Origin of the sequence: Micromonospora sp. NPDC002575 (assembly GCF_042889525.1) — a bacterium.
In the GTDB taxonomy this organism is placed as follows: Bacteria; Actinomycetota; Actinomycetes; order Mycobacteriales; family Micromonosporaceae; genus Micromonospora; species Micromonospora carbonacea.
The window spans coordinates 126,213-148,617 of the sequence record NZ_JBIARA010000014.1; the positions used below are offsets into that span (position 1 = coordinate 126,213).

16 protein-coding genes are annotated in these 22,405 nt (G+C 73.8%); 6 read left to right on the forward strand and 10 right to left on the reverse strand.

The features are described from left to right. Positions 1 to 242: 242 nt before the first annotated feature. Entirely contained in the window at positions 243 to 1,715 is a 1,473-nt protein-coding gene (locus ACFYWL_RS21340) for an amidase family protein (protein ID WP_386975258.1), read from the reverse strand. A 253-nt stretch (positions 1,716 to 1,968) separates the two neighbouring features. On the opposite strand from ACFYWL_RS21340, the gene ACFYWL_RS21345 reads away from it, so the two are divergent. Then, complete coding sequence (locus tag ACFYWL_RS21345; protein ID WP_386975259.1) at positions 1,969 to 2,820, forward strand: 4'-phosphopantetheinyl transferase family protein; 852 nt, start codon at positions 1,969 to 1,971, stop codon at positions 2,818 to 2,820. Between the two features lie 3 nt (positions 2,821 to 2,823). After that, positions 2,824 to 4,173: a hypothetical protein gene (locus ACFYWL_RS21350; protein WP_386975261.1), complete on the forward strand. Its 1,350-nt coding sequence runs from the start codon at positions 2,824 to 2,826 to the stop codon at positions 4,171 to 4,173. 19 nt (positions 4,174 to 4,192) lie between these two features. Here the strand turns inward: ACFYWL_RS21350 and ACFYWL_RS21355 are convergent, their stop codons facing one another. Next, positions 4,193 to 9,487 (reverse strand): type I polyketide synthase, encoded by a 5,295-nt coding sequence (locus ACFYWL_RS21355; RefSeq protein WP_386975263.1) that lies wholly within the window; start codon positions 9,485 to 9,487, stop codon positions 4,193 to 4,195. Between the two features lie 74 nt (positions 9,488 to 9,561). After that, positions 9,562 to 10,605, reverse strand: a complete 1,044-nt coding sequence (locus tag ACFYWL_RS21360; protein ID WP_386975265.1) for a ketoacyl-ACP synthase III family protein — start codon at positions 10,603 to 10,605, stop codon at positions 9,562 to 9,564. A gap of 392 nt (positions 10,606 to 10,997) precedes the next feature. Here ACFYWL_RS21360 and ACFYWL_RS21365 point away from each other — a divergent pair, with 392 nt between their 5' ends. From ACFYWL_RS21365 to ACFYWL_RS21380, 4 genes are read left to right on the forward strand one after another with little or no spacing between them, the layout of a single operon-like run. Beyond that, positions 10,998 to 11,864 carry an ABC transporter permease gene (locus tag ACFYWL_RS21365; RefSeq protein ID WP_386975267.1) on the forward strand — a complete coding sequence of 289 codons (867 nt, stop codon included), beginning with the start codon at positions 10,998 to 11,000 and terminating at the stop codon, positions 11,862 to 11,864. An 11-nt stretch (positions 11,865 to 11,875) separates the two neighbouring features. Further along, positions 11,876 to 12,904 carry an ABC transporter substrate-binding protein gene (locus ACFYWL_RS21370; protein ID WP_386975269.1) on the forward strand — a complete coding sequence of 343 codons (1,029 nt, stop codon included), beginning with the start codon at positions 11,876 to 11,878 and terminating at the stop codon, positions 12,902 to 12,904. Further along, positions 12,891 to 13,661 (forward strand): ABC transporter ATP-binding protein, encoded by a 771-nt coding sequence (locus ACFYWL_RS21375; RefSeq protein ID WP_386975271.1) that lies wholly within the window; start codon positions 12,891 to 12,893, stop codon positions 13,659 to 13,661. Before ACFYWL_RS21370 ends, ACFYWL_RS21375 begins: the two co-directional genes overlap by 14 nt. After that, positions 13,658 to 14,530, forward strand: a complete 873-nt coding sequence (locus ACFYWL_RS21380) for a TauD/TfdA dioxygenase family protein (protein ID WP_386975273.1) — start codon at positions 13,658 to 13,660, stop codon at positions 14,528 to 14,530. The genes ACFYWL_RS21375 and ACFYWL_RS21380 overlap by 4 nt, the downstream gene beginning before the upstream one ends. A gap of 38 nt (positions 14,531 to 14,568) precedes the next feature. Here ACFYWL_RS21380 and ACFYWL_RS21385 read toward each other — a convergent pair whose 3' ends face one another. From ACFYWL_RS21385 to ACFYWL_RS21415, 7 genes are read right to left on the reverse strand one after another with little or no spacing between them, the layout of a single operon-like run. Continuing rightward, positions 14,569 to 15,696 (reverse strand): LLM class flavin-dependent oxidoreductase, encoded by a 1,128-nt coding sequence (locus tag ACFYWL_RS21385; protein ID WP_386975275.1) that lies wholly within the window; start codon positions 15,694 to 15,696, stop codon positions 14,569 to 14,571. Positions 15,697 to 15,716: 20 nt separating this feature from the next. Next, entirely contained in the window at positions 15,717 to 16,784 is a 1,068-nt protein-coding gene (locus ACFYWL_RS21390; RefSeq protein ID WP_386975277.1) for an LLM class flavin-dependent oxidoreductase, read from the reverse strand. Positions 16,785 to 16,812: 28 nt separating this feature from the next. Continuing rightward, on the reverse strand, positions 16,813 to 17,295 hold the full coding sequence (locus ACFYWL_RS21395) for a GNAT family N-acetyltransferase (protein ID WP_386975279.1): 483 nt from the start codon (positions 17,293 to 17,295) through the stop codon (positions 16,813 to 16,815). After that, positions 17,292 to 18,647 (reverse strand): NtaA/DmoA family FMN-dependent monooxygenase, encoded by a 1,356-nt coding sequence (locus ACFYWL_RS21400; RefSeq protein WP_386975281.1) that lies wholly within the window; start codon positions 18,645 to 18,647, stop codon positions 17,292 to 17,294. The genes ACFYWL_RS21395 and ACFYWL_RS21400 overlap by 4 nt, the downstream gene beginning before the upstream one ends. A gap of 15 nt (positions 18,648 to 18,662) precedes the next feature. Beyond that, the gene (locus tag ACFYWL_RS21405; protein ID WP_386975283.1) at positions 18,663 to 19,871 is read right to left on the reverse strand and encodes an LLM class flavin-dependent oxidoreductase; all 1,209 of its coding nucleotides are present in this window, start codon (positions 19,869 to 19,871) and stop codon (positions 18,663 to 18,665) included. Continuing rightward, positions 19,868 to 21,511: a dipeptide ABC transporter ATP-binding protein gene (locus ACFYWL_RS21410; protein ID WP_386975285.1), complete on the reverse strand. Its 1,644-nt coding sequence runs from the start codon at positions 21,509 to 21,511 to the stop codon at positions 19,868 to 19,870. Before ACFYWL_RS21410 ends, ACFYWL_RS21405 begins: the two co-directional genes overlap by 4 nt. After that, a complete protein-coding gene (locus ACFYWL_RS21415) occupies positions 21,511 to 22,401 on the reverse strand; it encodes an ABC transporter permease (RefSeq protein ID WP_386975287.1) in 891 nt (296 codons plus the stop codon). Before ACFYWL_RS21415 ends, ACFYWL_RS21410 begins: the two co-directional genes overlap by 1 nt. Positions 22,402 to 22,405 lie beyond the last annotated feature (4 nt).

Here is a 22,405-nt window from a genome sequence, read left to right on the forward strand (position 1 = left end):
ATCGTCGGCAGTTTTCCGAGCTTCGGCACGACCGCAATTTTCGATCGGCTGCGGTCGGCCCGAAATACTCGTCCGGGCGCGCCAACAACCGCACATCCCAGCCATAGCCGAAGGTGCGCCGGTGATTCGGCCGGGCGGCCTTGACAGAACACCGGCGGCAGTCGGCGCGGCCGGGCACGACGCGCGACGGGCACGGCGGAACGGCCCCTCGGCGGGCGGGAATCAGGCGACGGTACGGCGGCTCAGCCGGTCGGCAGCTCGCGGCGCACACCGTCCGGCGGCGTCGCGGACGGTCCGGACCCCAACGCCGGACGGCCGATCGGTCCCAGTGCCCGAGCCAGCATCCGGGCGGTCTCCAGCACCGTCCGGTCCCCCAGGCGGGGACCGGCCACCGCGACCCCGATCGGCACTCCGCGCGCGTCCAGGCGGACCGGGACGACGACCGACGGCAGGTAGCACATGCCGGTCACGCCGGCCCATACCAGCTGGTCCCAGTACGGCCGCGGCCGGCCGTCGACGGTGATGGTGCGCTGGGCGAACGGGCGGTGGTCGTGGGCCGGCGCGGTGTTCGGCGCGACCGGCAGCAGCAGGGCGTCGTAGCGACCGAAGAACGCCCGCCAGCGCAGGCCCATGCGGGTGCGCAGCTCGTTGGCGACGATCCAGTCGCGGTGGCGTTGGTGGACGTGCTCGCCGCCGAGCACACCGGTGGGCGGCCGGACGCCGGCGGCGATCAGCTCGGCCTCCTCGCCGGAGATGTCGTCGATCGCGGTACCCGCGATCAGCTTGCGGAAGATCTGGTCGCTTTGCTCGAGCCGGATCCCCAGCGGGCTGGTGGCCCGCACCGCGACTCCGGTCCGGGCGAGGGCGTCGGCGGCGTGTTCCACCGCCGCTCGCACCTCGCCGTCCACCGGGCAGTACGGGTCGTCGAACCAGGCCGCCACCCGGCGCGGCCGGCGGGCCGGGGGCAGGCTCAGCCGCCAGGCGGCCCGGTCCCAGGGGTCCGGGCCGCTGATCGCGTCGAACAGGATCTCCAGGTCGTCGACGTCCCTGGCCAGGGGTCCGACCATGGCGATGTCGGGCAGGGCGCGGTTGAACGGCATGGGCGGGACGTGGCCGTACATCGAGACCGTGCCGAAGGTCGGCTTGAGGCCGGTGACGCCGCAGAACCCGGCCGGGATCCGAATGGACCCGGCGACGTCCGAGCCGATCTCCAGCGGCGTGAACCCGGCCGCCAGCGCGCCCGCGGCGCCGCCGGAGGAGCCGCTGGTGGTCAGCGTCGGGTCCCACGGGTTGCGGGCGGTGCCGAACAGCTCGTTGTGGGCCTGCAGGTCGCGCGAGGCACGGGGCAGGTTGGTCTTGCCGAGGATGATCGCGCCCGCTCGCCGGGCCCCGGCCACCGCGGCTGCGTCCTCGTTTGGCACGAAGTCGGGCAGCAGACCACCGGTGGTGCGCAGCCCGGCGGTGGCGAAGCTGTCCTTGACCGTCATCGCCACGCCGTGCAGCGGCGGCAGCGGGTCGCCGCGCACGACCGCCTCGTCGGCCGCGACCGCCTCGGCCTCGGCGCGTTCGTTGCGGGTCACCACGAGCCCGAGTGCGCCGTCGTAGCGGTCGATCCGGGCCACCAGCGCGCGCAGGTACTCCCGGGCGGAGAGCTGCCCGTCGGCGATCGCCCGCGCCACCTGTCGGGCCGGCCACCAGCACAGCTCGTCTTCCATCACACCTCGGCTCGGTCCGCGGCGAGTCGGTGCGCGACGCCCGACGCATTTCCGGCTGTTTCATCCGCCCGTCGACATTGGTCCCGGCGAATTGTGCACCGCTTCACGCCGGGGCCCTACGGCAGATGAGCCGGGAATTCGGGCATGGCCGTTCGCGCACTGATCCTGAGCCCCGGCCGTCAACTACTGTCCGAAAGATGGCGCGACAACTGCGGCCGGGCCGTTCCACCGGCTGGCGCGGGCGGTGAGCCGGGTGCGGGTGTTGATCGCCCGGACCACCGCGCCGCCCTGCCCGGCCGTCGGCGCAGCCCCGGCCGCTGCCCGCAGGCGCGACCAGGCGGCGTCGCGGGAGGCGCTGCGCCGGGTGTTGGTGCTGCTCGGGCGCGAGCCGCAGGTCACCGGCCGCGCCTTCCCCCACCGCACGGTCTCGTTGACGCACTGTCCGGCCGGGGGCGGCGCCGCGGTGGTCGACGGGCCGGTTCCCCCGGAGGTCGTCGGGGTCGGAATCGACCTGGAAACCGACCGGCCGCTGCCGCGGCGGGCCGCACGCTACTTCTGCACCGCGGACGAGCTCGCCTTCGTCGACGCCTTGCCACCCACCGACCGTCCCGCGCAGCTGCTGCGGCTGTGGACGGTGAAGGAGGCGCTGTTCAAGTCCGACCCGGAGAACGCGCACACCGCGCTGCGGCGCTACCAGCTTTCGGCGCCGGCCGCGGCCGGTGGCGTCGCGGAGCGTCGCGGCGGCGCCCGCCGGCTCGCGTTCGTCTACGCAAGCCGCCGGTGGGGCGCCGAGCAGCTGTCGGTCGCGCTGGCGCTGGCCCCGCAGGCGGACCGGCCCACGGACCGGCCCACACACTCGCCCCCGGTGCCGTGGCCGGTGGACATCGCCGCCCGGGTGGCCGCCGCCCGCCCGGGGGCGCCCGGGCGGCCCTGGGCCGGCACGCCGCTGGCCGGGCTGGCCGGGCTGGTGCTCGACCTGCCCGCTGCCGGTCCGCTGCCGCTGCCGCCCCGGCTACAGCCGCTGCGCACCGTCGCCGAGCTGACCGAGTTCCTCGACCCGCAGCTTCTCCCGCCCTGGTCCACCGACCCACACAGGAGGCCGTGAGACATGACGCCATCGGACGCCGACACCGGGGAGTTCCCGCTGACCTGGTCCCAGCAGCAGTGGATGGCCGGTCCGCCGCCGCTGGACGAGAACGACGCCTGGCGCTACGAGCTCAGCCTGCCGGTGCCGGTCGGCCCCGGCCTCACGGTGCCCGACACGGTGGCGGTTGCCGGCGAGCTGCTGCGCCGCTACCCGCCGCTGCGGTCGCGGCTGCGCCGCGGCGTCGACGGGCAGCTGCGGCAGGAGGTGCTGGCGCCCGACGACCCGGCGGTGCTGGACGGGGCGCAGCGGCTCGGGGTGTGGTGCTTCGACTTCGTGACCGACGCGCTGTTCGACGCCGGCCGGCGGATCAGCCAGTTCGTGACCGACCCCGACGCGGGGAACCTGATGATCGTGGTGCCGCCCGTGGACACCGGTGGCGACGTCGAGATCTCGGTCGCGCACGCGTTCGTCGACGCCAGCGGGGCCGGCGCCCTGGTCGCCGCTTTCCTGGCCGTCCTGCGCGGTGAGCGGTCCGCGCCGATTCAGCGGACCTGCTACGACATCCTCGAGTTCGAGCGCGGCGAACGCGGCGCTGAGCTCTCCGCGCGCAACGTCCGCTACCTCGTCTCCACGGCACGCCGCGCCGAGGAGCAGGGCCTGGGCGACCCGCGCGGGACGGCCCCGGAGCCGACCGTGGACGGCTGCCGGCTGCGCAGCCGCAAGCTCCTGCGTGCCCTGGCCCGCAGCCAACCGGACTCCCGCCTGGCCCGCGCCGCGCTCGTGCTGGCCCTGGCGCTGATCGCGTTCTGCCGGGTCCGCGGTACCGACGGCGCGTGGGTCACCATCGTCGTCGGCAACCGGGCCACCCCCGAGGCGGAGTCCTTCGTCGGCATGGCCATGCAGTGGGGTGCGCTCACCGAGACCCTGCGGCCCGAGGACACCCTGCGCACCGTGCGCGACCGGCTCACGCTGCGCCTCGCGCAGAGCCTGCGGCACGGCCGGTTCGACCCGCGCCAGGCCGAGCAGGAGTTCGACAGCGCCGGCATCGGCGGACGCCCGGTGTTCACCTTCAGCCACTGGGAGTCGCCGACCACGGACTGGGACACGGCCCGCAAGCCCGCCGACGAACACGCGGTGCAGTCGGATCACTACGAGTGGACCAGCATGCCGGCCGGGGCGGGCGGGGCCGGCATGGAAGTCAACACCTCCACCCTGATGGACCAGGCGCTGCTCAAGGTGAAGTGGGACCGGCGGCGGTACGCCGACGCCCGCATGCGCGGCTACGTCGCGCACGTCGAGCGGATGCTCGACCTGGCCGTCGACGACCTCGACGTGCCGGTGGCGCGGCTGCGCGACCTCGACCTGGCCTGAGCACGAGCACCCGGGGTCGTCAGGGGGCGGCCGGCGCCGCGTCCCGCTCCTCGTCTTCGGAGATCAACAGCGCGGCCAGGTGGTCGGCGATGGCGGTGACGGTCGGTTGGTGCCACAGCAGCGTCGCCGGGAGCGCGTGGCCGAACCGGCTCTCCAGGCTCCGCCGTACGACGATGGTCATCACCGAATCCAGGCCCTGCTCGGACAGGGAGCGGCGGGGATCCAGATCCTCGCCGGACATGCCCATCTCGGCGACGATCCGTTCGGTGACCTCCGCCAGGAGGCGGCCGTGCAGCGCCTCAGGGGTCAGGCCGCTGAGGTCGACGACCTCACCCGACCCGGCCTCCGCCGCGTCGTCCGCGCCGGCGCTGGCCACCGTCTCCGCCAGCACGACGGGCCGGCCCATGCCGGGTTCCACGGGAAGGACAGGCAGCACGGTGTACTGCCCCGCGCCATGACGATGCGCCCAGTCCCATGCGTCGAACGCCTCCCGCACGGAGATCGCGCCCACCCCGCGGGCCCGCAGCTCGAGGTCGACGACCTCGTTGACCGACATGCCCTTGGACCGCCACGACGTCCAGCCGAGGCTGAGGGTGACGTCGCCGTCGGTGGCCTGCCGGAATGCCGCCAGCGCGTCCAGGAAGACGTTGGCCGGTCCGTAGGTGCTCTGGCCGGGCAGCCCGAGCAGTTGCCCGCACGACGAGAAGAACACGAGGAAGTCGAGGGTGCCCGGAGGGAACAGCTCGTGCAGCGTCCACGCGCCCGCGGCCTTCGGCCGCAGGACCGTGCGCACCGACTCCTCGTCGACGTCGGCGAGCATCCGGTTGTCGAGCACGCCGGCGGCGTGGACGACGCCACGGATCGGGGGGAGCCCCAGCCCGTCGGTGTCGAGCACCGCGGCGGCCCGCTCGGCGTCCGCGATGTCCAGGGCGACCGAGCGGACGGTGACGCCGAGCGCCTCCAGGTCGCGTACCACCTTGATCTGCTCACGCTGGCGGTCGTCGGCCGGGTGGTCCCAGGCGGCCCGCGGCGGCAGCGCGCGACGACCGGTCAGCACCAGGCGTCGGGCACCGCGCTCGACCAGCCACTGGGCGACCTCCAGCCCGAGCGCGCCCAGTCCACCGGTGACGAGATACGTGCCGTCCGCCCGGCAGGTGAGCGGCGCGCGCGTCGGCGCGCCGTCCACGGCGGTGATCCTCGCGACCTCGAGGACACCGTCCCGCAACGAGATCACGTCCTCGGCCGGGGCGGCCCCGAGCAGGCGAAGCACGAGGTCGGCGGGCACGTCGTCGCCGCACGGCACGTCCAGGGCGCCGCCCCACAGGTGCGGAAGCTCGTTGCGCAGCACCCGTCCCAGCCCCCACAACGGGGCCAGCGCGAGGCTACGCTCGGTGCGGCCGTCCCGCACGCCCGTGGTCAGGCACCACAGCCGCGGCGCCTGCGCCGGAGGACCGCCGGCGAGGCGCTGTGCCGCCGAGGCCAGCAGCCAGGTGGCCCGGGTCGCCGCTTCGGCGGCCGAATCGCCGGGCACCGACGGCAGCAGCAGCACGTCCGTCCAGGCGCCCGGCGCCGGGGCCAGCCGGTCGAGTCCGGCGGGGTCGGGCACCACGCGTACCCGCGCCCCGGCCGCCGACAGGCGCTCCTGCCAGTCGCCCGCCGCCTGCGCGTCGGCAGCGACCAGGACCACCTCGCGGCGGTACGGCTGCCCGTCCGCCTCCGCAAGCTCCAGCTTCCGCCAGACGGTCTCGTGGACCAGGTGCTGCGGCGCCACGGAGTCGGCCGTGACGTCCGGCATGCCCGCGTACCGCAGGCCGGTCAGCGTGGCCAGCACGGCGCCGTGTTCGTCGCCGATCGAGACGTCCACGAGGTCCGGGCCGGCGTCGCTCACGACGATGTCGACGACGGCCGTCTCCGGCGGCTCGCCGACGATGCGCACTTCCCGTACCCCGGCGACCATCCGCAGGGCGGTCACCGGGTCGGCCACCGGCGCGACGGACAGGGCGGCGTCGAGCATCGGCGCCCACCTCCCCATGGGGTGGTCGGGCCGCCCGGCACGGACCCGGGCGCGGAGCCCGCGGGCGCTGCGGCGCAGCTCCTCGACGGTCCAGTCGAAGGCCATGGTGGGTACGCCCACCGAGGCGAGATGCCGTGCGACGATCGCCGGGTCCTCGGCGGTGGCCTCCAGACCCTCCAGCGTCGGCATCGGCGGCGACAGGGGCGTCGCGGCATGCGACGCCGAGACGAGCGCGCTGGTGTGGAGGAGCCAGGGCCGTTCGGTGCCGGTGCCGGTGCCGTCGTCCTGCGCCTGCGCCTGCGCCTGCGATGCCAGCCGCAGCACGCCGTCGGCGCAACTGACCTGGACCTCCCGGTGCTCGTCGGTGAGGGGCACCCGGAGGGAGACGTCCCTGAGCACGGGCGTGCCCCCGCCGTCCTGGGCGGCCCGCAGCAGCGTGTTGATCAGGATGGCGGCGGGGACGATCTCGACGCCGTTGATCGTGTGACTGCCCGGGTACGGCCGGCACGACTCGTCCAGCAGGGTCCGCCACAGCCGCATGCCGTGTCCGCCGACGGGAACCTCGGTGCCGAGCAGGGTGTGCGAGTCGCCGTCGTGCTGGAGCCCGAGCCCGCCGCCCCTGGGCCGGGATTCCCGCCACAGGGGGCGGCGCTGCCAGGCGACGGTGGGCAGGGCGGCCAGCTCGCCCACCGGCTGCAACCTCGCCCAGTCGAGCGCGACGCCGTGGCAGTACAGGGCTCCGGCGTTGGCCAGCAGCGTCGCCCGTTCGGGCTGGTTGCGCCGCAACGACGTGCCGACGAAGACGTCGGCGTGCTGGTCCGCCAGCGCCTCGCCGATCGAATGGGCCACCACCGGATGGCTGGAGATCTCCACGAACGTGCGGTACCCGTCCCCAGCCGCCGCCAGGACCGCCGTGGAGAGCCGTACCGGGTTCCGCAGGTTGGCGACCCAGTAGGCGCCGTCGACGAACGGCGTGGTGCACGGCTGCGGCATCGAGGTGCTGTACATCGGGATCCGCGGCGACGCGGGCGACAGGCCAGACGCCGCCTCGCCGAGATCGGCCAGCAGCGGCTCCATGTGCGGGCTGTGGAAGGCGACGTCGGAGGCGACGCGCCGGACGTCGACGTCCTCGGCGGCCCACTGCGCCATGACCTCCTGCACCGCGGCGGGGTCTCCGGCGACCACGGTCGACACGGGTGAGGAGGCGATGGCGGCCACCACGTCGGCGCGTCCGGACAACCGGCGGGTCACCTCGTCGAAGCCGAGCCCGACCATCGCCATGGCGCCCTGCCCGGCGACCCGGCGCAGCAGCCGCGACCGCCGACAGATCAGCACGCCGCCTTCCTCCAGGGTCAGCGCGCCGCTGACGACCGCCGCGGCGATCTCGCCGACGGAGTGTCCGATGACGGCGTCCGGCGTGACGCCGTAGGAGTGCCAGACCGCCGCGAGCCCGACCTGCAGCACGAAGATCATCGTCTGGATCTGGTCGACCTCCACGAGGTCCGCCTCGTCGAGGACCGACCGCGGTGAGAAACCGATCTCGCGCAGGAAGACGGGGGTCAGCGTGTCGACGACGGCGGCGAACGCCGGCTCGGTGGCGAGCAGCTCCCGGCCCATGCCGGTCCACTGGGAGCCGTGCCCCGAGAAGACCCAGACCACGCCCCTGCCCGGCCCGGGAGGCACGACGCCCGAGACGACCCCCTCCCCCGGCCCGCCGTCGGCGACGCGGCGCAGCCGCGCGACCAGCTCGTCCCGGTCCGCCGCCACCACCGCCGCCCGGCGGCCCAGATGCGATCGCCGCAGCGCCAGGGTGTGTCCCACGTCGGCGAGCGTCGCCTCGGCGATCGGGTCCGACAGCCACGCCGCCAGCTCACCCGCCTGCTCCCGCAGCGCGGCCTCCGACGCCGCGGACAGCGGGAACAGTCGCTCCCCGACGCTCGTCCCCGGCGTCGCCGGCTCGCGCCGGGCCGGCGGCGGGGCCTGTTCCAGCACGAGGTGGGCGACGGTTCCGCCGTACCCGAAGGCGGACACGCCGGCCCGGCGCGGATGGTCGGTCCGGGGCCAGGCGGTCGGTTCGGTGACCACGCGCAGGCCGGCGTCGTCCCAGTCGATCGCGGGGTTGCCGGTGGTGTGGTGCAGCGTCGGCGGTATCTCGCCGTGGCTCAGCGCGAGCACCGCCTTGATGACCCCGGCCACGCCGGCGCCGGCTTCGAGGTGGCCGATGTTGGACTTCACCGAGCCGATGAGGCAGGGCCGCTCGGGTTCCCGGCCCGCGCCGTACACGGCGCTCAGCGCGGAGGCTTCCAGCGGATCGCCGAGCCTGGTGCCCGTGCCGTGGGCCTCGACGTAGTCGACGGACCGCGGGTCCACCCCGGCCTGCGCGCAGGCGCGGGCCAGCACGTGCCGCTGCGCCTCGGCGTTGGGCGCCATGATGCCGTTGGTACGCCCGTCCTGGTTGACGGCGCTGCCCAGGATCGTCGCCAGCACCCGGTCGCCGTCCCGGTGCGCGTCGCTGAGGCGCTTGAGCACCAGGACGCCGGCGCCCTCGCCGCGCCCGTACCCGTCCGCCGTGCTGTCGAACGACTTGCACCGCCCGTCCGGGGCGGTGGCTCCTGCGGCGTCCAGGGTGAGGGTGAGCCCCGGGGAGATGACGAGGTTGACGCCGGCGGCCAGCGCCACCGGGCTCTCGCCCGTCCGCACGCTCTGACAGGCCAGGTGCAGGGCCACCAACGACGCCGAGCACGCCGTGTCGACGGCCAGGCTCGGCCCCCGCAGGTCCAGGGCGTACGAGATCCGGTTGGCCACCGCGCACATGGCGGAGCCGATGCCGGTCCACGCCTCGATGCTGGGCAGGTGCTCCAGGAGACGCCGCCCGTAGTCGTCGGAGCCGACGCCCACGAAGACGCCGGCGTCGCTGGCCGCCAGGGACTGCGGGGGGATGCCGGCGTGCTCAAGTGCCTCCCAGGCGACCTCCAGCAGGAGCCGCTGCTGGGGGTCCATCAGTTCGGCCTCGCGGGGGCTGAGCCCGAAGAACTCGGCGTCGAAACCCTCGATGTCCGGCAGGAAGCCGCCCCAGCGGGTGGCCCGCCGCAGCGCGGCGGCGAAGTCGCCCCCCATGTCGGCATAGGCCCGCCACCGCTGCTCGGGCAGGAGGCCGATGCCGTCACGGCCGGCGCGCAGCATCTCCCAGTAGCTCGCCGGGCTCGTGGCGCCACCGGCGAACCGGCATCCGACGCCGATCACCGCCACCGGACCGGTGTCGGGCAGCGAGGATCCTCCGGGGCCTTCCGTACCGGCCATCAACGTGTCTCACCTTCTGACGGCAGGGAATCGTTCCCCGCGCGCCGAGCTGACCAACAGGGGCGGGTACCGGCTCAGCCGAGCCAGGACGGGCGGTGCAGGATCTTGATGACCGCGCTGGACGCGGTCATTCCGGGCCCGAGGCCGAACAGCAGCACGTGGTCCCCCGCGCCGAGTTCCCCCACGTTCAGCAGGTGGTCCAGGGAGACGATCTGGTCACTGGCGCCGATGTGCCCGACGGTGCGACCGAAGTCCCACGTCGACCGGGACAGGGGCAGCCCGAGCATCGCGAGGTAACGGTGCTCGATGATCTCCCGGGAGAAGTTCATGATGGCGATACGGGTGACGTCGTCGATCGTGATGCCCGCCTCGGCGAGGTTCCGCCCGACGACCTCGGGGACCGTCTGGTACACGCGGTCCCACACCGCGGTGCTCCCCGTCTCGGCCATGGCCTTCGCGTTGAAGGAGTCGCCACGGGCGGCGAAGTCGAGGTCCCGGCCGACGAGGCAACCGGGCGGGAACAGCGCTTCGCCGCTGCGGTGCACCTCCTCCGCCTCGGGGACGGTCGCCGAGCACACCGAGAGCAACTGGGCGAAACCGGGTTCCTTGCCGAGCAGCACCGCGCAGGCGGCGTCGCCGAGGACGAAGCCCGCACCCGTGCGCCACCGGTCGATCAGCGGGGTGCCGAAGTTGTCGGACGCGACGAGCAGGGCGGTTTGCCGTTCGGGGACGGCACGCAGGTAGCTGGCTGCCATCTCCAGCGCCCCGAACATGCCGTTGCAGCCCTGCCGGATCTCGATCCCGAGGGCCTTGTCGCAGCCGAGGTTGCGCTGGACGAAGAACTGCGGCTGCCAGCCGTCGGGGCCCTGGTGCCAGGAGTCCGCGTACAGGATGAGATCGGTCTCCTCCGGCCGCTGGCCGCAGCGCTTGAACGCCTCCTGGGCCGCGGCGAGCGCCATCTCCGGGGCCGAGATCATGCCCGCGACCGCGGCGCCGCCCAGATTGTGCGCCTCGATCTCGGCCTGCGGGTACAGGCCCCGTTGCACGGCCTGTTCGACGGTCACCGTCTGCGGCAGGAACACTCCGAGCCCGTTGAGATACACATCGGACGTACGCACCGTGTCTCCTTCGATTCAGCGATCATGGGCGGGCGGATCGGTGCACGCCGTGCGTGCTCGTCTCCCGACGCGCCGCTTGCCGGCCGGGGCACCAATGCAGACCGTGATCGAACGCGAGGTGCGGACTCATGGAGGACGTGACGTCGAGGGCGTCCAGGTTGGAGAACCGGTCACGGTCGGCCGCCGGCAGCGAGATCGTGCTGGTCCCACCGGCCCTGATTCTCGTCGCACCCGATTCCGCCCCCGCACCGTCGGCAACGTCGCTGTCACCCACGGTATGCATACGTCGGGCATGATTCAAGGGCTTCGATGCTTCAAAACGACGTCGAGCCGCCCTCCCACCCCTCGATCTCCCCCTTGCTCATTTCCTAGCTACACGATAGGAAAAGTGGGTGACAACCACGGTCCCCGCGCCACCTGCCGCGGAAACCTCGATCGGCACGTCAGCGGCGGCCCCTGACGCACTGGCGTCGCACGGCGGACGCCGCCGCCGGATCCTGCTGCGGCTGCTCGCCCTCGGCGTGCTCTACGCGCTGTGGGAGATCGCCGCCCGAGCCACCAGCAACCCCACCTTCATCCCCTCGCCCGGCGCGGTGTGGCACCAGCTCATCCAGACCTCGACCACCCACGACGGCAGCCGCGGCTACAGCGGGCGTCTGCTCGTCGAGCACCTCGGGGTGAGCCTGCGCCGCATCCTGATCGGATCCGTCATCGGTGTCGCTGGCGGAGTGCTCCTCGGCGTCGTCATGGGAACGGTCGGCTGGATCCGGGTGGTCGTCGAACCGGTCGTCACCTTCATCCGGGCGCTCCCACCCCTGGCCTACTTCAGCCTCTTCATCATCTGGTTCGGCATCGACGAGACACCCAAGCTCTGGCTGCTCTCCATCGCCGCGCTGCCCCCGGTCGCGGTCGCCACCGCGGCGGCCGTGCACTCCGCGCCGACCGGTCTGGTGGAGGCCGCGCAGGCGCTGGGCGCCAGCCGCGCACGGGTGATCCGCGACGTGGTGCTGCCCAACGCGCTACCGGAGATCTTCACCGGGATCCGGATCGCCGTCGGGGTCGCGTACTCCTCGGTGGTCGCCGCGGAGACGATCAACGGCGTACCCGGCATCGGCGGCATGATCCGCGACGCCCAGCGCTACTCACAGACCGACGTGGTCGTCCTCGGTCTCTTCGCCATCGGCCTGTCGGGCCTGCTCATCGACGCCCTGCTGCGGACCGCCGAGAGCCGGCTGATCCCGTGGCGCGGCCACATATAGGAGAACGACACATGCGCAAGATTCTGGGCCTACTGGCCGCCGCCACCCTGCTGCTGCCCACCGCCTGCGGGGATGGCGCCGCCAGCGGCGGCGGCGACCCGGGCCGCAAGAGCATCCGGATCGCCTACCAGGCGTTCCCGAGCGGCGACCTCATCGTCAAGAACCAGGGCCTGCTGGAGAAGGCCCTGCCCGACTACCAGATCACCTGGACCAAGTTCGACTCCGGCGCCAGCATCAACACCGCGTTCGTCGCCGGTAGCGTCGACATCGCGGCGATCGGATCCAGTCCGGTCGCTCGCGGACTCTCCGCACCCTTGAACATCCCCTACCAGGTCGCCTTCGTGCTCGACGTCGCCGGCGACAACGAGGCGCTTGTCGCCCGCAACGGCTCCGGGGTCACCGACGTGAGCGGCCTGCGCGGCAGGAAGGTGGCGACCCCGTTCGCCTCCACCGCCCACTACAGCCTGCTGGCCGCGCTGGACCGCGCCGGAGTCAAGGAGTCCGAGGTCACCATCGTCGACCTGGAGCCGCAGGACATCCAGGCCGCCTGGACCCGCGGCGACCTGGACGCCGCCTACTCCTGGCTGCCGTCGCTCGACGAACTCAGGAAGACCGGCACCGTGCTGGTCACCAGTCGCGAACTGGCCGCCGCCGGCAAGCCCACCCTGGACCTCGGTGTCGTCGCCACCGACTTCGTCAAGGCGCACCCGGCGGCCGTGGACGCCTGGCGCAAGGCTCAGTCGCAGGCACTGAACCTGATCCACAACGACCCGGCCGCAGCCGCGAAGTCGGTGGGCGTCGAGCTCAACCTCGCGCCGGAGGAAGCGCAGCGGCAGCTCTCGCAGGGTGTCTTCCTCAAGCCCGCGGACCTGGCCAGCCCCGCCTGGCTCGGTACCTCGGCAGCCAAGGGCCAGCTCGCCGACAACCTCGTCAGCGCGGCACAGTTCCTCAAGGACCAGCAGAAGATCGACGCCGTGCCGGACCTGGCGACCGTACAGGCCGCCATCTACACCGAAGGGCTGCCGGATGTCCTCGGCTGACCCCGCCGGGCCGGCCGCGATCGCCGTCGACGACGTCGAGCACGCGTACGGCGACGTCGTCGCCCTCGGTCCGATCGACCTGACCGTGCCGACGGGTGAGTTCCTCGTCCTGGTCGGCGCCTCCGGCTGCGGCAAGAGCACCCTGCTGCGGCTGATCGCCGGTTTCGAGCGGCCCACCACCGGCACGGTCCTGGCCGCCGGTCTGCCGCCGGTCCCAGGGCGCGGCGCCGGCCTGGTCTTCCAGCAGCCCCGCCTGTTCCCGTGGCTGACCGTCGGCGGCAACATCGAGGTGGCCCTGCGCTACGCCGGACAGCCCACCGCCGGTGTCGACCGGCTGCTCGCCCGGGTCGGCCTGCCCGACGTGGCCGAGCGCCGCACCTGGCAGATATCCGGCGGCCAGCAGCAGCGAGTCGCCATCGCCCGCGCCCTCGCCGCCGACCGCCCACTGCTGCTGCTCGACGAGCCGTTCGCCGCGCTCGACGCGCTCACCCGGGAGCGCCTCCAGGAGGACCTGCGCGCGGTCAGCACCGTGACCGGCCGGACCTCGGTGTTCGTCACCCACAGCGTGGACGAGGCCGTCTTCCTGGGCAGCCGGGTCGTGGTGCTCAGCCCGCGCCCCGGCCGGATCGTCCTGGACCTGCCCATCGACCTGCCCCGCACCGGCGTTACGCCGGACGACCTGCGGGGCCTGCCCGAGTACGCCGCGCTGCGAGCCGAGATCGGGCACGCCGTCCGAAGCGAAGGAGCATCCACATGACCGCCGTGCTCGTGCAGCTCGACCTCGAACCGCTGGGGCCGCACTTCGGCGCCCTGGTGCACGGGCTGAACCTGGCCACCGCCACCGACGACGAGATCGTCGCCCTCCGCGCCGCCCTGGTCGACCGCAAGGTGCTCTTCCTCCGCGACCAGCGCCTCGACGACGACGCCCAGGTGCGCCTGGGGCGCAGGATCGGCGAGCTGACCGCCTCGCATCCGGTCGTCGGCGGCGTCGACGAGGCCCACCCGGAGGTGTACGCCCTCGACAGCACCGACAATGGCTTCGCCGACGTGTGGCACACCGACGTCACGTTCATGAAGCGGCCGCCGCTCGGCTCGATCCTGCGCCCGGTCACCCTCCCACCGACCGGCGGAGACACCAACTGGGCCGACGCGCAACTGGCGTACGACTCGCTCAGCGAGCCCGTACGACGACTTGTCGACCAGCTCACCGCCATCCACGACGGTAGCCGCGAGTTCGGCTACTACCTGGCCCAACGCGGGGGCAACGTGTGGGAGGGCCAGCCGGTGTCCCGGCTCGACCCGGTCGAGCACCCGGTGGTCCGGGTACATCCCGAGAGCGGCCGTAGGGGAATCTTCGTGAACCCGGGCTTCACCTCGCACATCGTCGGGGTCTCCGACGCCGAGAGCCGGGCCATCCTGGACCTGCTCTACGCCCACCTCACCAAGCCGGAACACGTCGTGCGACACCGCTGGCGCCCCGGCGACGTGGCGCTCTGGGACAACCGCAGCACCGCCCACTACGCCAACCGCGACTACGGAACCGAGCGGCGGGTCATGCATCGCATCACCCTGCGCGGGGACGTCCCCCGCGGACCGCAGGACCAGCCGCGCTCCTCGGGTGGCTGACGATCCCCACCGGCGCGTCGACCGGGAGGCAGGCGTCGTCAGTCCCGCCACTCCTTGGCGAGCAGCTCGTACGAGCCGACCCGGTCGCCGTGCGCGTGGGTGATCGTGGTGATCAGCAGCTCGTCGGCGGCGGTGACGTCCCGCAGGACGCGCAGCCGCTCGACGACCGTGCCGGGCGATCCGACGAACTGGGTGTCCACCCGGTCGGCGACGAGTTCGCGGTCCTCGTCGGTCCACGGCAGCGCGGCGGCCTGCTCCGGGCGTGGAAACGGGATCGCGCCGTCACCGCTGCGGATGCTGCGCACCCAGGGCCCGTACGGCGCGGCGAGCCGACGTGCCGTCTCGTCGGTGTCGGCGACGACGACGTCGGCGGAGACCACCACGTACGGCTGGGCCAGTGCCGCCGAGGGCCGGAACGCGGCCCGGTAGGCGGCCACGGCGTCGAGCACCGAGGACGGGCTCACGTGGTAGTTCGCGGCGAAGGGCAGGCCGAGCGCGCCGGCGAGCTGGGCGCTCTCGCCGCCGCTGCTGCCCAGCAGCCACACCGCGAGGTCGACGCCCTCCCCCGGCACGGCGTGCGCGTCCAGGCCGTTCTCGTCGGTGTAGTCGCCGCGCAACAGGGCCAGGACGTCGGCCACCTGGTCGGCGAAGGCCGGCGGCTGCGCGCCCGGTTGGTGCAGCAGCGCGTCGGCCTGCGCGAAGCGCGGCGAGGCGAGCACGCTGGCGTAGGAGAACGCCGGCGGGATCAGCAGTCCGTCGACGACCCGGGCCTCGACGGGCGGCACGTTCGTGACCGCGGTGGGTGCCTGGGCCGCCTGGACGCGGCGTTGCCCGGAACGGCCGAGCCCGAGGTCGATCCGCCCGGGGTGCAGCTCGGCGAGGGTGCCGAACTCCTCGACCACCGACAGGGCGGTGCGGTGACCGAGCTGGACGGCGCCGGAGCCGACGCGGAGCACGCTGGTGGCCGCGGCGACCTGTCCGACGAGCACCGCGGGCGCCGAGCTGGCGACGCCCGCCGCGAGGTGGTGTTCGGCCAGCCAGTAACGGTGGTAGCCGGACTGCTCGACCCGGCGGGCCAGGTCGACGGTGTTGCGTAGGGCGTCGGCGACGGCGCCGCCGGCGGGCACCGGCGACAGGTCGAGGACGGACAGTGGCGTCGATGGCATGGTGGTTTCCCGCTCTCTTCTCAGGCCGCCGGCGTGGCGGTCACCGCCGGCGCGAAGGGGCGGCTGGGGATCTCCCGCCGCAGCACCGGCGCCACCTCGGCCTGGAACAGCTCCAGGCTCTCTCGGTGCTGCTTGTCGGTCAGCCCGTCGTGGTCGGCCTGCAGGTGCATGACCTCGTGGCCGAACTCCTCGTGGTAGCGCAGCACCTTGTCGACGATCTGCTGCGGGCTGCCGACCAGGATGGAGCTGCGTTCGATGGCGTCCTCGAGGGTGGGAAAGACCGTCGGCAGGCCGAGCCGCTGGAACGCGGCGACCCGGGCGTCGAAGATCGGCCGGTACCGCTCGACCGCCTCCTGGGAGGCGCGCGTCACGTAGAAGCCGGCCGACCCGGCGCCGACCAGGGCGGCGGCCGGGTCGTGGCCGTAGTGGGCCCAGCGTTCCCGGTAGTGGCGGATGAGCTCGGCGTACGGCTCGATGGGGTTGGTGACGTTGGCGGAGAAGATCGGGTCGCCGTAGCGGGCGGCCAGGTCGACCGACTCCCGGCTGGTGGCGCTGCCGTGCCAGACGCGGATGGGCTGTTGCAGCGGGCGCGGCCAGGTCTCGGCCTCGGTCAGCGACGGCCGGTACGTCCCCGACCAGGTGACCCGGTCCTCCCGCCAGAGCCGGCGGAACAGCTCGTAGCCCTCCCGGTTCCGGTCCCACTGGTCCTCGGCCGTGACGTGGAACAGTTGGGCCTGCGCGGCGCCGTTCCCCTTGCCGATGATCAGTTCGAGCCGGCCGCCGGAGAGGTGGTCGAGGGTGGCGTAGTCCTCGTACGCGCGGACCGGGTCGAGCAGGCTGAGCGTGGTGACGGCGGTGAAGAGCCGGATGGTGGAGGTACGGGCCGCGATGTGGCTCAGCACCACCGGAGGCGACGAGGAGATGAACGGCCGTTCGTGCCGCTCGCCGACGCCGTACCCGTCGAAGCCGAGCTCCTCGGCGAGGACAGCCGTGTCGACCACCTCCCGGAACCGCTCGGTGGTGGTGCGGCGCTGACCGGTGACCGGGTCGGGCAGGTGGGTGATCAGGGTGATCAGCAGGAACTTCATGCGGGGTCCGTCACTTCCGGCACGGGGGTCATGGGCGGCGCACCGCCAGGGCGAAGCAGCGCGAGTAGGGCAGGGCGTCGTACGGGGCAAAGACCGGGATCGGCCGGTAACCCGCCTGCTCGTACCGGCGGATCGCGTCGGGTTGGCGGTCGCCGGTCTGTAGCACGATGCGGACCGCGCCGAGCTGGCCGGCGGCTTCCCGGGCCGCGTCGAGCAGACTCCCGGCGATGCCGCGCCCCCGGTGGGCGGGCGGCACGTACATCCGCTTGAGCTCCAGGTCGGGACCGTGCCACCGCATGGCGGCGTGCCCCACCGGCGTGGCGTCGGCCGTGTACGCCACGCCGGTCCACGCCACCGACGTGGTGGGGAGCACCTGGGCCGTGGGGAGGTGGATCGGGTCGTCGGGGCGGTCGGCGTACCGGTGGCGCAGTTCGGTGGTCATTCCCGCCCGCAGGGCCGTGGCGTCCGGGTCGTCCCAGCGTCGGCGGCAGACCGTGACGGGCGTGGTCACGCCGCACCGACGCGGCCGACCGGTCGGGCGGGGCCGAGGCCGAGGTGGTCGCGCAGGGTGGTGCCGGTGTACTCGGTGCGGAAGACGCCGCGTTCCTGCAACAGCGGGACGACCTGGTCGACGAACTGGTCGAGGCCGCCGGGGGTCAGGTGCGGCACGAGGATGAACCCGTCGGCGGCGTCGGACTGGACGAAGTGGTCCATCCGGTCGGCGACCTGCCGGGGGGTGCCGACGAAGGACTGCCGGCCGGTCACCTCGATGATCAGGTCGCGGATGCCGAGGCCCTTCTCCTCGGCCAGGGCGCGCCACCGGCGGGCGGTGCCGACCGGGTCCGGGTACATGCCGGCCCGGCCTCGGCTGATCGCCTCGCCGCTCACGTCCGGGTCCTCGGCGGGCAGCGGCCCGTCCGGGTCGTACGCGGACAGGTCCCGGTTCCACAGCTGCTCCAGCAGGAGGATCGCGGTCTGCGGGCTGACCTGCTGGCGGCGGATGTGGTGGGCGCGTTCCTGCGCCTCGGCGTCGGTGTCGCCGAGCACGAAGGTGACCCCAGGAATGATCTTCAGGTCGTCGGGGTGGCGGCCGTGTCGGGCGAGCCGGGACTTCACGTCGCGGTAGAACTCCTGGCCGTCCTCCAGCGTGCCGTGCCGGGAGAAGATCGCGTCGGCGCTGGACGCGGCGAACTCGCGTCCGTCGGGCGAGTCGCCGGCCTGGAGGATCACCGGGTGCACCTGCGGGCTGCGCGGCACGGTGAAGTGCCCGGCGATGTCGAACTGGTCGCCGTGGTGGGCGAACGCGCCGGGGTCCGGCTCCGTCACGTACCGTCCGCCGTCGCGGTCTCCCACGATCGCCTCTGCCGGCCAGGACTCCCACAACTCCCGGGCGGTGCGGACGAACTCGGCGGCCCGCTCGTAACGCAGGGAGCGGTCGAGGTAGCCGCCCCGGCGGAAGTTCTCACCGGTGAACGCGTCGGACGTGGTCACGACGTTCCAGGCGGCGCGACCACCGGAGAGGTGGTCGAGGCTGGCCAGCTGACGGGCCAGCTCGTACGGCTCGCGGAAGGTGGTGTTCAGGGTGCCGGCCAGCCCGAGGTGGCTGGTGACGCTCGCGAGGGCGGCCAGCAGGGTCAACGTGTCCGGGCGGCCCACCACGTCCAGGTCGTGGATGCGACCGCGCTGCTCGCGCAGACGCAGCCCCTCGGCGAGGAAGAAGAAGTCGAACTTGCCGCGCTCGGCGGTGCGGGCCAGGTGGACGAACGAGGAGAAGTCGATCTGGCTGCCGGAGTCGGGGTCGCTCCACACGGTCGTGTTGTTCACGCCGGGGAAGTGCGCGGCCAGGATGATCTGCTTGGGCATGACGGTCTCCAGGGATCAGGCGGTCGCCGCGACGGCGTACCGGCTGGCCGGTCGGGGCAGGCCGAGCAGGTCACGCAGCGTCCCGCCGGGATATCCGACGCGGAACAGACCCCGGCCGCGCAGCGCGGGCACCAGCGCGCGGGTGATCAGGGCCAGGTCGTGGGGAAGCACGGCGGGTCGCAACCGGAAACCGTCCACACCCGAGCGCTGCCAGGTGGCGAGCAGGTCCGCCAGGTCGGCCGCCGTTCCGGTGAAGGTGGCCGCATCCGAGCGGAACTCCTGGCCGTGCAGCTCGTCGAGGCGGGCGCCGCGCCTGCGGGCGAGGCTCGGCGACTCGTCGAGCAGGACGCCCAGGTCGGCGAGCACGCGCAGCGGGGGTCCGGTCCGGCCGACGGCCGCCTCGGCGGCCCGGACCTCGGCGACGATCGCGGCGGCGTGCGCGGCGTCGGTCGGGGTGACGAAGACGACGTCGGCGTGCCGGGCGGCGAAGGCGTACGGCACCGACGAGTGGGCCAGCGCGGCCACCACCGGCTGGCCCTGCGGGGAGCGGGGCACGATGGAGGGGCCCTTGACGGAGAACCACCGACCCACGAAGTCGACGTAGTGCAGCCGTTCCCGGTCGACGAAGCGCCCGCTGGCGACGTCCCGGATCTCGGCGTCGTCCTGCCAGCTGTCCCACAGCCGGCGGACCACCTCCACCGCGTCGCCGGCCTCCGCGAAGAGGTCACCGACGAGGCGGACGGCCTCCTGGTCGTCGAGCCGGGTCGGATCCAGCGCGGGGATCTCCCGGCGACCGAAGTGACCGGCCTCGGCTCGCCGGGCGGAGACCCGGGGCCGCCAGCCGGCCCGGCCGCCGCTGAGGTGGTCGAGCGTGGCCACCCCCGTGGCGAGGTGGAACGGTTCGGTGTGGGTGGTGCTGATGGTCGGCACCAGCCCGATGTGCCGGGTCAGCGGGGCCAACCGGGCCGCGATCTGCACCGCGTCGAGGCGTCCGCGGAGCTGGTCGACCCGGCCGTCGGGGCCGTCGGGTCGCGTCGACTGGAGGTCGAGGCTGTCCTCGAAGGTGAGCAGGTCCAGGGTGGCGCGCTCGGCCTCTCCGGCGAGGGCAGCCCAGTAGCGGGCGGTCAGCGGCGCCGACGCGCCGGCCCGGGAGAGCCGCCAGGCGGCCGGGTGCCAACCGAGGCCGTCGAGGGCGACTGCCAGGTGCAGGGTCTTCTCGGTCATGGGCGTTCCTCCTGCGGTCGGCCGGCGGCGACGAGCGTGGGCAGCGCGTCGAGCAGGGATCGGGTGTAGTCGTGTCGGGGGTAGGTGAAGACGTCGCCGACCGGTCCCTGCTCGACCACCGTGCCGTCGTGCATCACCAGCACCCGGTCGCTGAGGTGGTGCACCACGCCCAGATCGTGCGAGATGAACAGCAGCGCGGTGCCGTCGGCGGCGCGTAGCTCGGCCAGCAGGTCCAGGACCTGCGCCTGGACGGAGACGTCGAGGGCGGAGACCGGCTCGTCGCAGATGATCAGGCTCGGTCGGGGGGCGATCGCGCGGGCGATGGCGACCCGCTGCCGTTGCCCGCCGGAGAGCTGTCGGGGACGCCGGTCCAGCAGGTCCGGCGCGAGGCCGACCCGGCCCAGCAGGTCGACGACGTGGGCGCGCCGGTCCCGCCGGTCGGTGTCGGGGTCGAGGTTCTCCCCGATCACCTGGCCCACCGTGTAGCGGGGGTCGAAGGAGCTGAGCGGGTCCTGCGAGATCAGCTGCAGCCGGCGGCGCATCGGGCGACGAGTCCGTTCCCGGGCGGCGGACCACGGCGTCCCCTCGAAGGTGACGGCGCCGGCGTCGGGGTCGAGCAGGCCGGCGACGATCCGCGCCACGGTGCTCTTGCCGGAGCCCGACTCCCCCACCAGCCCGAGCGTCTCGCCCCGCCCGACAGAGAAGGAGACGTCGCGGACGACGGTGTGCTCGCCGTACCTCTTGGTGAGCCCGCGCGCGTCGAGCACCCGGTCGTCGGGACGGACCTCGCCGCGGGTGGGCAGGGCCGCCCGGGCGGCCCCGGCCGGGGTCGTCGCCGCCAGCCGGCGGCCCCGCGACGACGCCGACGGCACCGCGGCCAGCAACTGCCGGGTGTACGGGTGTTCCGGGGCCCGCAGCAGCCGGTCGGTGGGCCCGTGCTCGACGATGCGACCGTCGCGCATGACCAGCACCCGGTCGGCGACCTGGGCGACCACCGCCAGGTCGTGGCTGATCAGCAGCAGGCTCACCCCGGCGGCCCGCCGTTCGGCGAGCAGCCGCAGGATCTGGGCCTGCACGGTGACGTCCAGCGCGGTGGTCGGCTCGTCGGCGATGAGCAGTGCCGGTTCCCCGGCGATCGCCGAGGCGATCAGCGCGCGCTGCCGCAGGCCGCCGGAGAGCTGGTGCGGATACTGTCGGGCCCGACGCTGCGGCTCCGGCAGGTGGACCAGGTCGAGCAGGTGGGCGACCCGGCCGGCCAGTTCCCGGCGGCCGACGATGCCGTGGGCGGTGAGCACCTCGCCGACCTCGGCGCCCACCGTCCGCAGCGGGTCGAGGGAGACCAGCGCGTCCTGGAGGACCAGCCCGGCGAGGCGGCCCCGGACCCGCCGCCAGTCCCGTGGGCGGTGCGTCCGCACGTCCTCGCCGGCCAGGTCGAGCCGGGCGGCCCGGACCCGCGCGCCCGGGCCGGCGAGGCCGACCAGGGTACGGGCGGTGACGCTCTTGCCGGAGCCGGACTCCCCGACGACGGCCACGCACTCGCCACGCTCGACCGTGAAGCTGATCCCGCGCACCGCGGCCACCCGGCCGGTCGGGGTGTCGAAGTCGACGTGCAGGTCCTCGACCGCGACCAGCGACGCCATCAGCGTCCCCGCCCGTCGAAGCGGGCCTGCCAGTGCCGGCCGACGACGGTCAGCGAGACCACGGTGGCGGTGACGGCCAGGCCGGGCAGGATGCTGATCCACCAGGCCACCTGGAGGTAGTTGCGGCCCTCGGAGAGCATCGCGCCCCACTCCGGGGACGGCGGCTGGGGGCCCATGCCGAGGAAGCTGAGCCCGGCGGCGGCCAGGATCGCCTCGCCGAGCCCGATCACGGCGAGCACCGGCACCGGGCCGACCACGTTCGGCAGCACGTGCCGCAGCACCAACCGAGGCCGGGACTGCCCGAAGGTGACGGCCTGTTCGACGAAGCCGGAGCGGCGGACGACGAGCGTCTGACCACGGACCACCCGGGCGTGGTGCGGCAGGGTGGCGATGCCGATGGCGACGATCAGGCTGGCGGTGCCCGGGCCCGCGATGGCGATGAACAGCAGGGCCAGCAGCAGCATCGGGAATGCCGACAGCGCGTCGAACGTGCGGCTGAGCGCCTCGTCGGCGACCCGGTGCGTGAGGCCGGCGAGCAGGCCGAGCAGCACCCCGCCGGTCACCGCGATCGCGGTGGCGGCGACACCGATGGTGAGCGAGTGACCGACGCCGTGCACCACCCGGGTCAGGACGTCGCGGCCGAGGTGGTCGGTCCCGAACCAGTGCCCGGGGCCGGGCGGGCGCAGCACGGCGAGCGGATCGGCCGCGAGCGGATCGGCGGGGGCCAGCGCCGCCGGCCAGGCCGCGGCGACGGCCAGCAGGACGAGGTACGCCCTGGCGGCGAGCAGGCCGGGGCCCGGCCGGGACCGTCGGCGCACGGCCGGTCCGGTCGGGTCGACGAGGATCCCGGCGGGCGCGTCGGTGGGCGGGGCGCCCAGGGTGACGGTCATCGGG

Excerpts from the sequence above, each read along its gene's own strand:
- ACFYWL_RS21340 (WP_386975258.1), bottom strand. The coding sequence starts at position 1,715 with ATGGAAGACGAGCTGTGCTGGTGGCCGGCCCGACAGGTGGCGCGGGCG.
- ACFYWL_RS21350 (WP_386975261.1), top strand. The coding sequence starts at position 2,824 with ATGACGCCATCGGACGCCGACACCGGGGAGTTCCCGCTGACCTGGTCC.
- ACFYWL_RS21355 (WP_386975263.1), bottom strand. The coding sequence starts at position 9,487 with ATGGCCGGTACGGAAGGCCCCGGAGGATCCTCGCTGCCCGACACCGGT.
- ACFYWL_RS21370 (WP_386975269.1), top strand. The coding sequence starts at position 11,876 with ATGCGCAAGATTCTGGGCCTACTGGCCGCCGCCACCCTGCTGCTGCCC.
- ACFYWL_RS21375 (WP_386975271.1), top strand. The coding sequence starts at position 12,891 with ATGTCCTCGGCTGACCCCGCCGGGCCGGCCGCGATCGCCGTCGACGAC.
- ACFYWL_RS21380 (WP_386975273.1), top strand. The coding sequence starts at position 13,658 with ATGACCGCCGTGCTCGTGCAGCTCGACCTCGAACCGCTGGGGCCGCAC.
- ACFYWL_RS21385 (WP_386975275.1), bottom strand. The coding sequence starts at position 15,696 with ATGCCATCGACGCCACTGTCCGTCCTCGACCTGTCGCCGGTGCCCGCC.
- ACFYWL_RS21390 (WP_386975277.1), bottom strand. The coding sequence starts at position 16,784 with ATGAAGTTCCTGCTGATCACCCTGATCACCCACCTGCCCGACCCGGTC.
- ACFYWL_RS21400 (WP_386975281.1), bottom strand. The coding sequence starts at position 18,647 with ATGCCCAAGCAGATCATCCTGGCCGCGCACTTCCCCGGCGTGAACAAC.
- ACFYWL_RS21405 (WP_386975283.1), bottom strand. The coding sequence starts at position 19,871 with ATGACCGAGAAGACCCTGCACCTGGCAGTCGCCCTCGACGGCCTCGGT.
- ACFYWL_RS21410 (WP_386975285.1), bottom strand. The coding sequence starts at position 21,511 with ATGGCGTCGCTGGTCGCGGTCGAGGACCTGCACGTCGACTTCGACACC.
- ACFYWL_RS21415 (WP_386975287.1), bottom strand. The coding sequence starts at position 22,401 with ATGACCGTCACCCTGGGCGCCCCGCCCACCGACGCGCCCGCCGGGATC.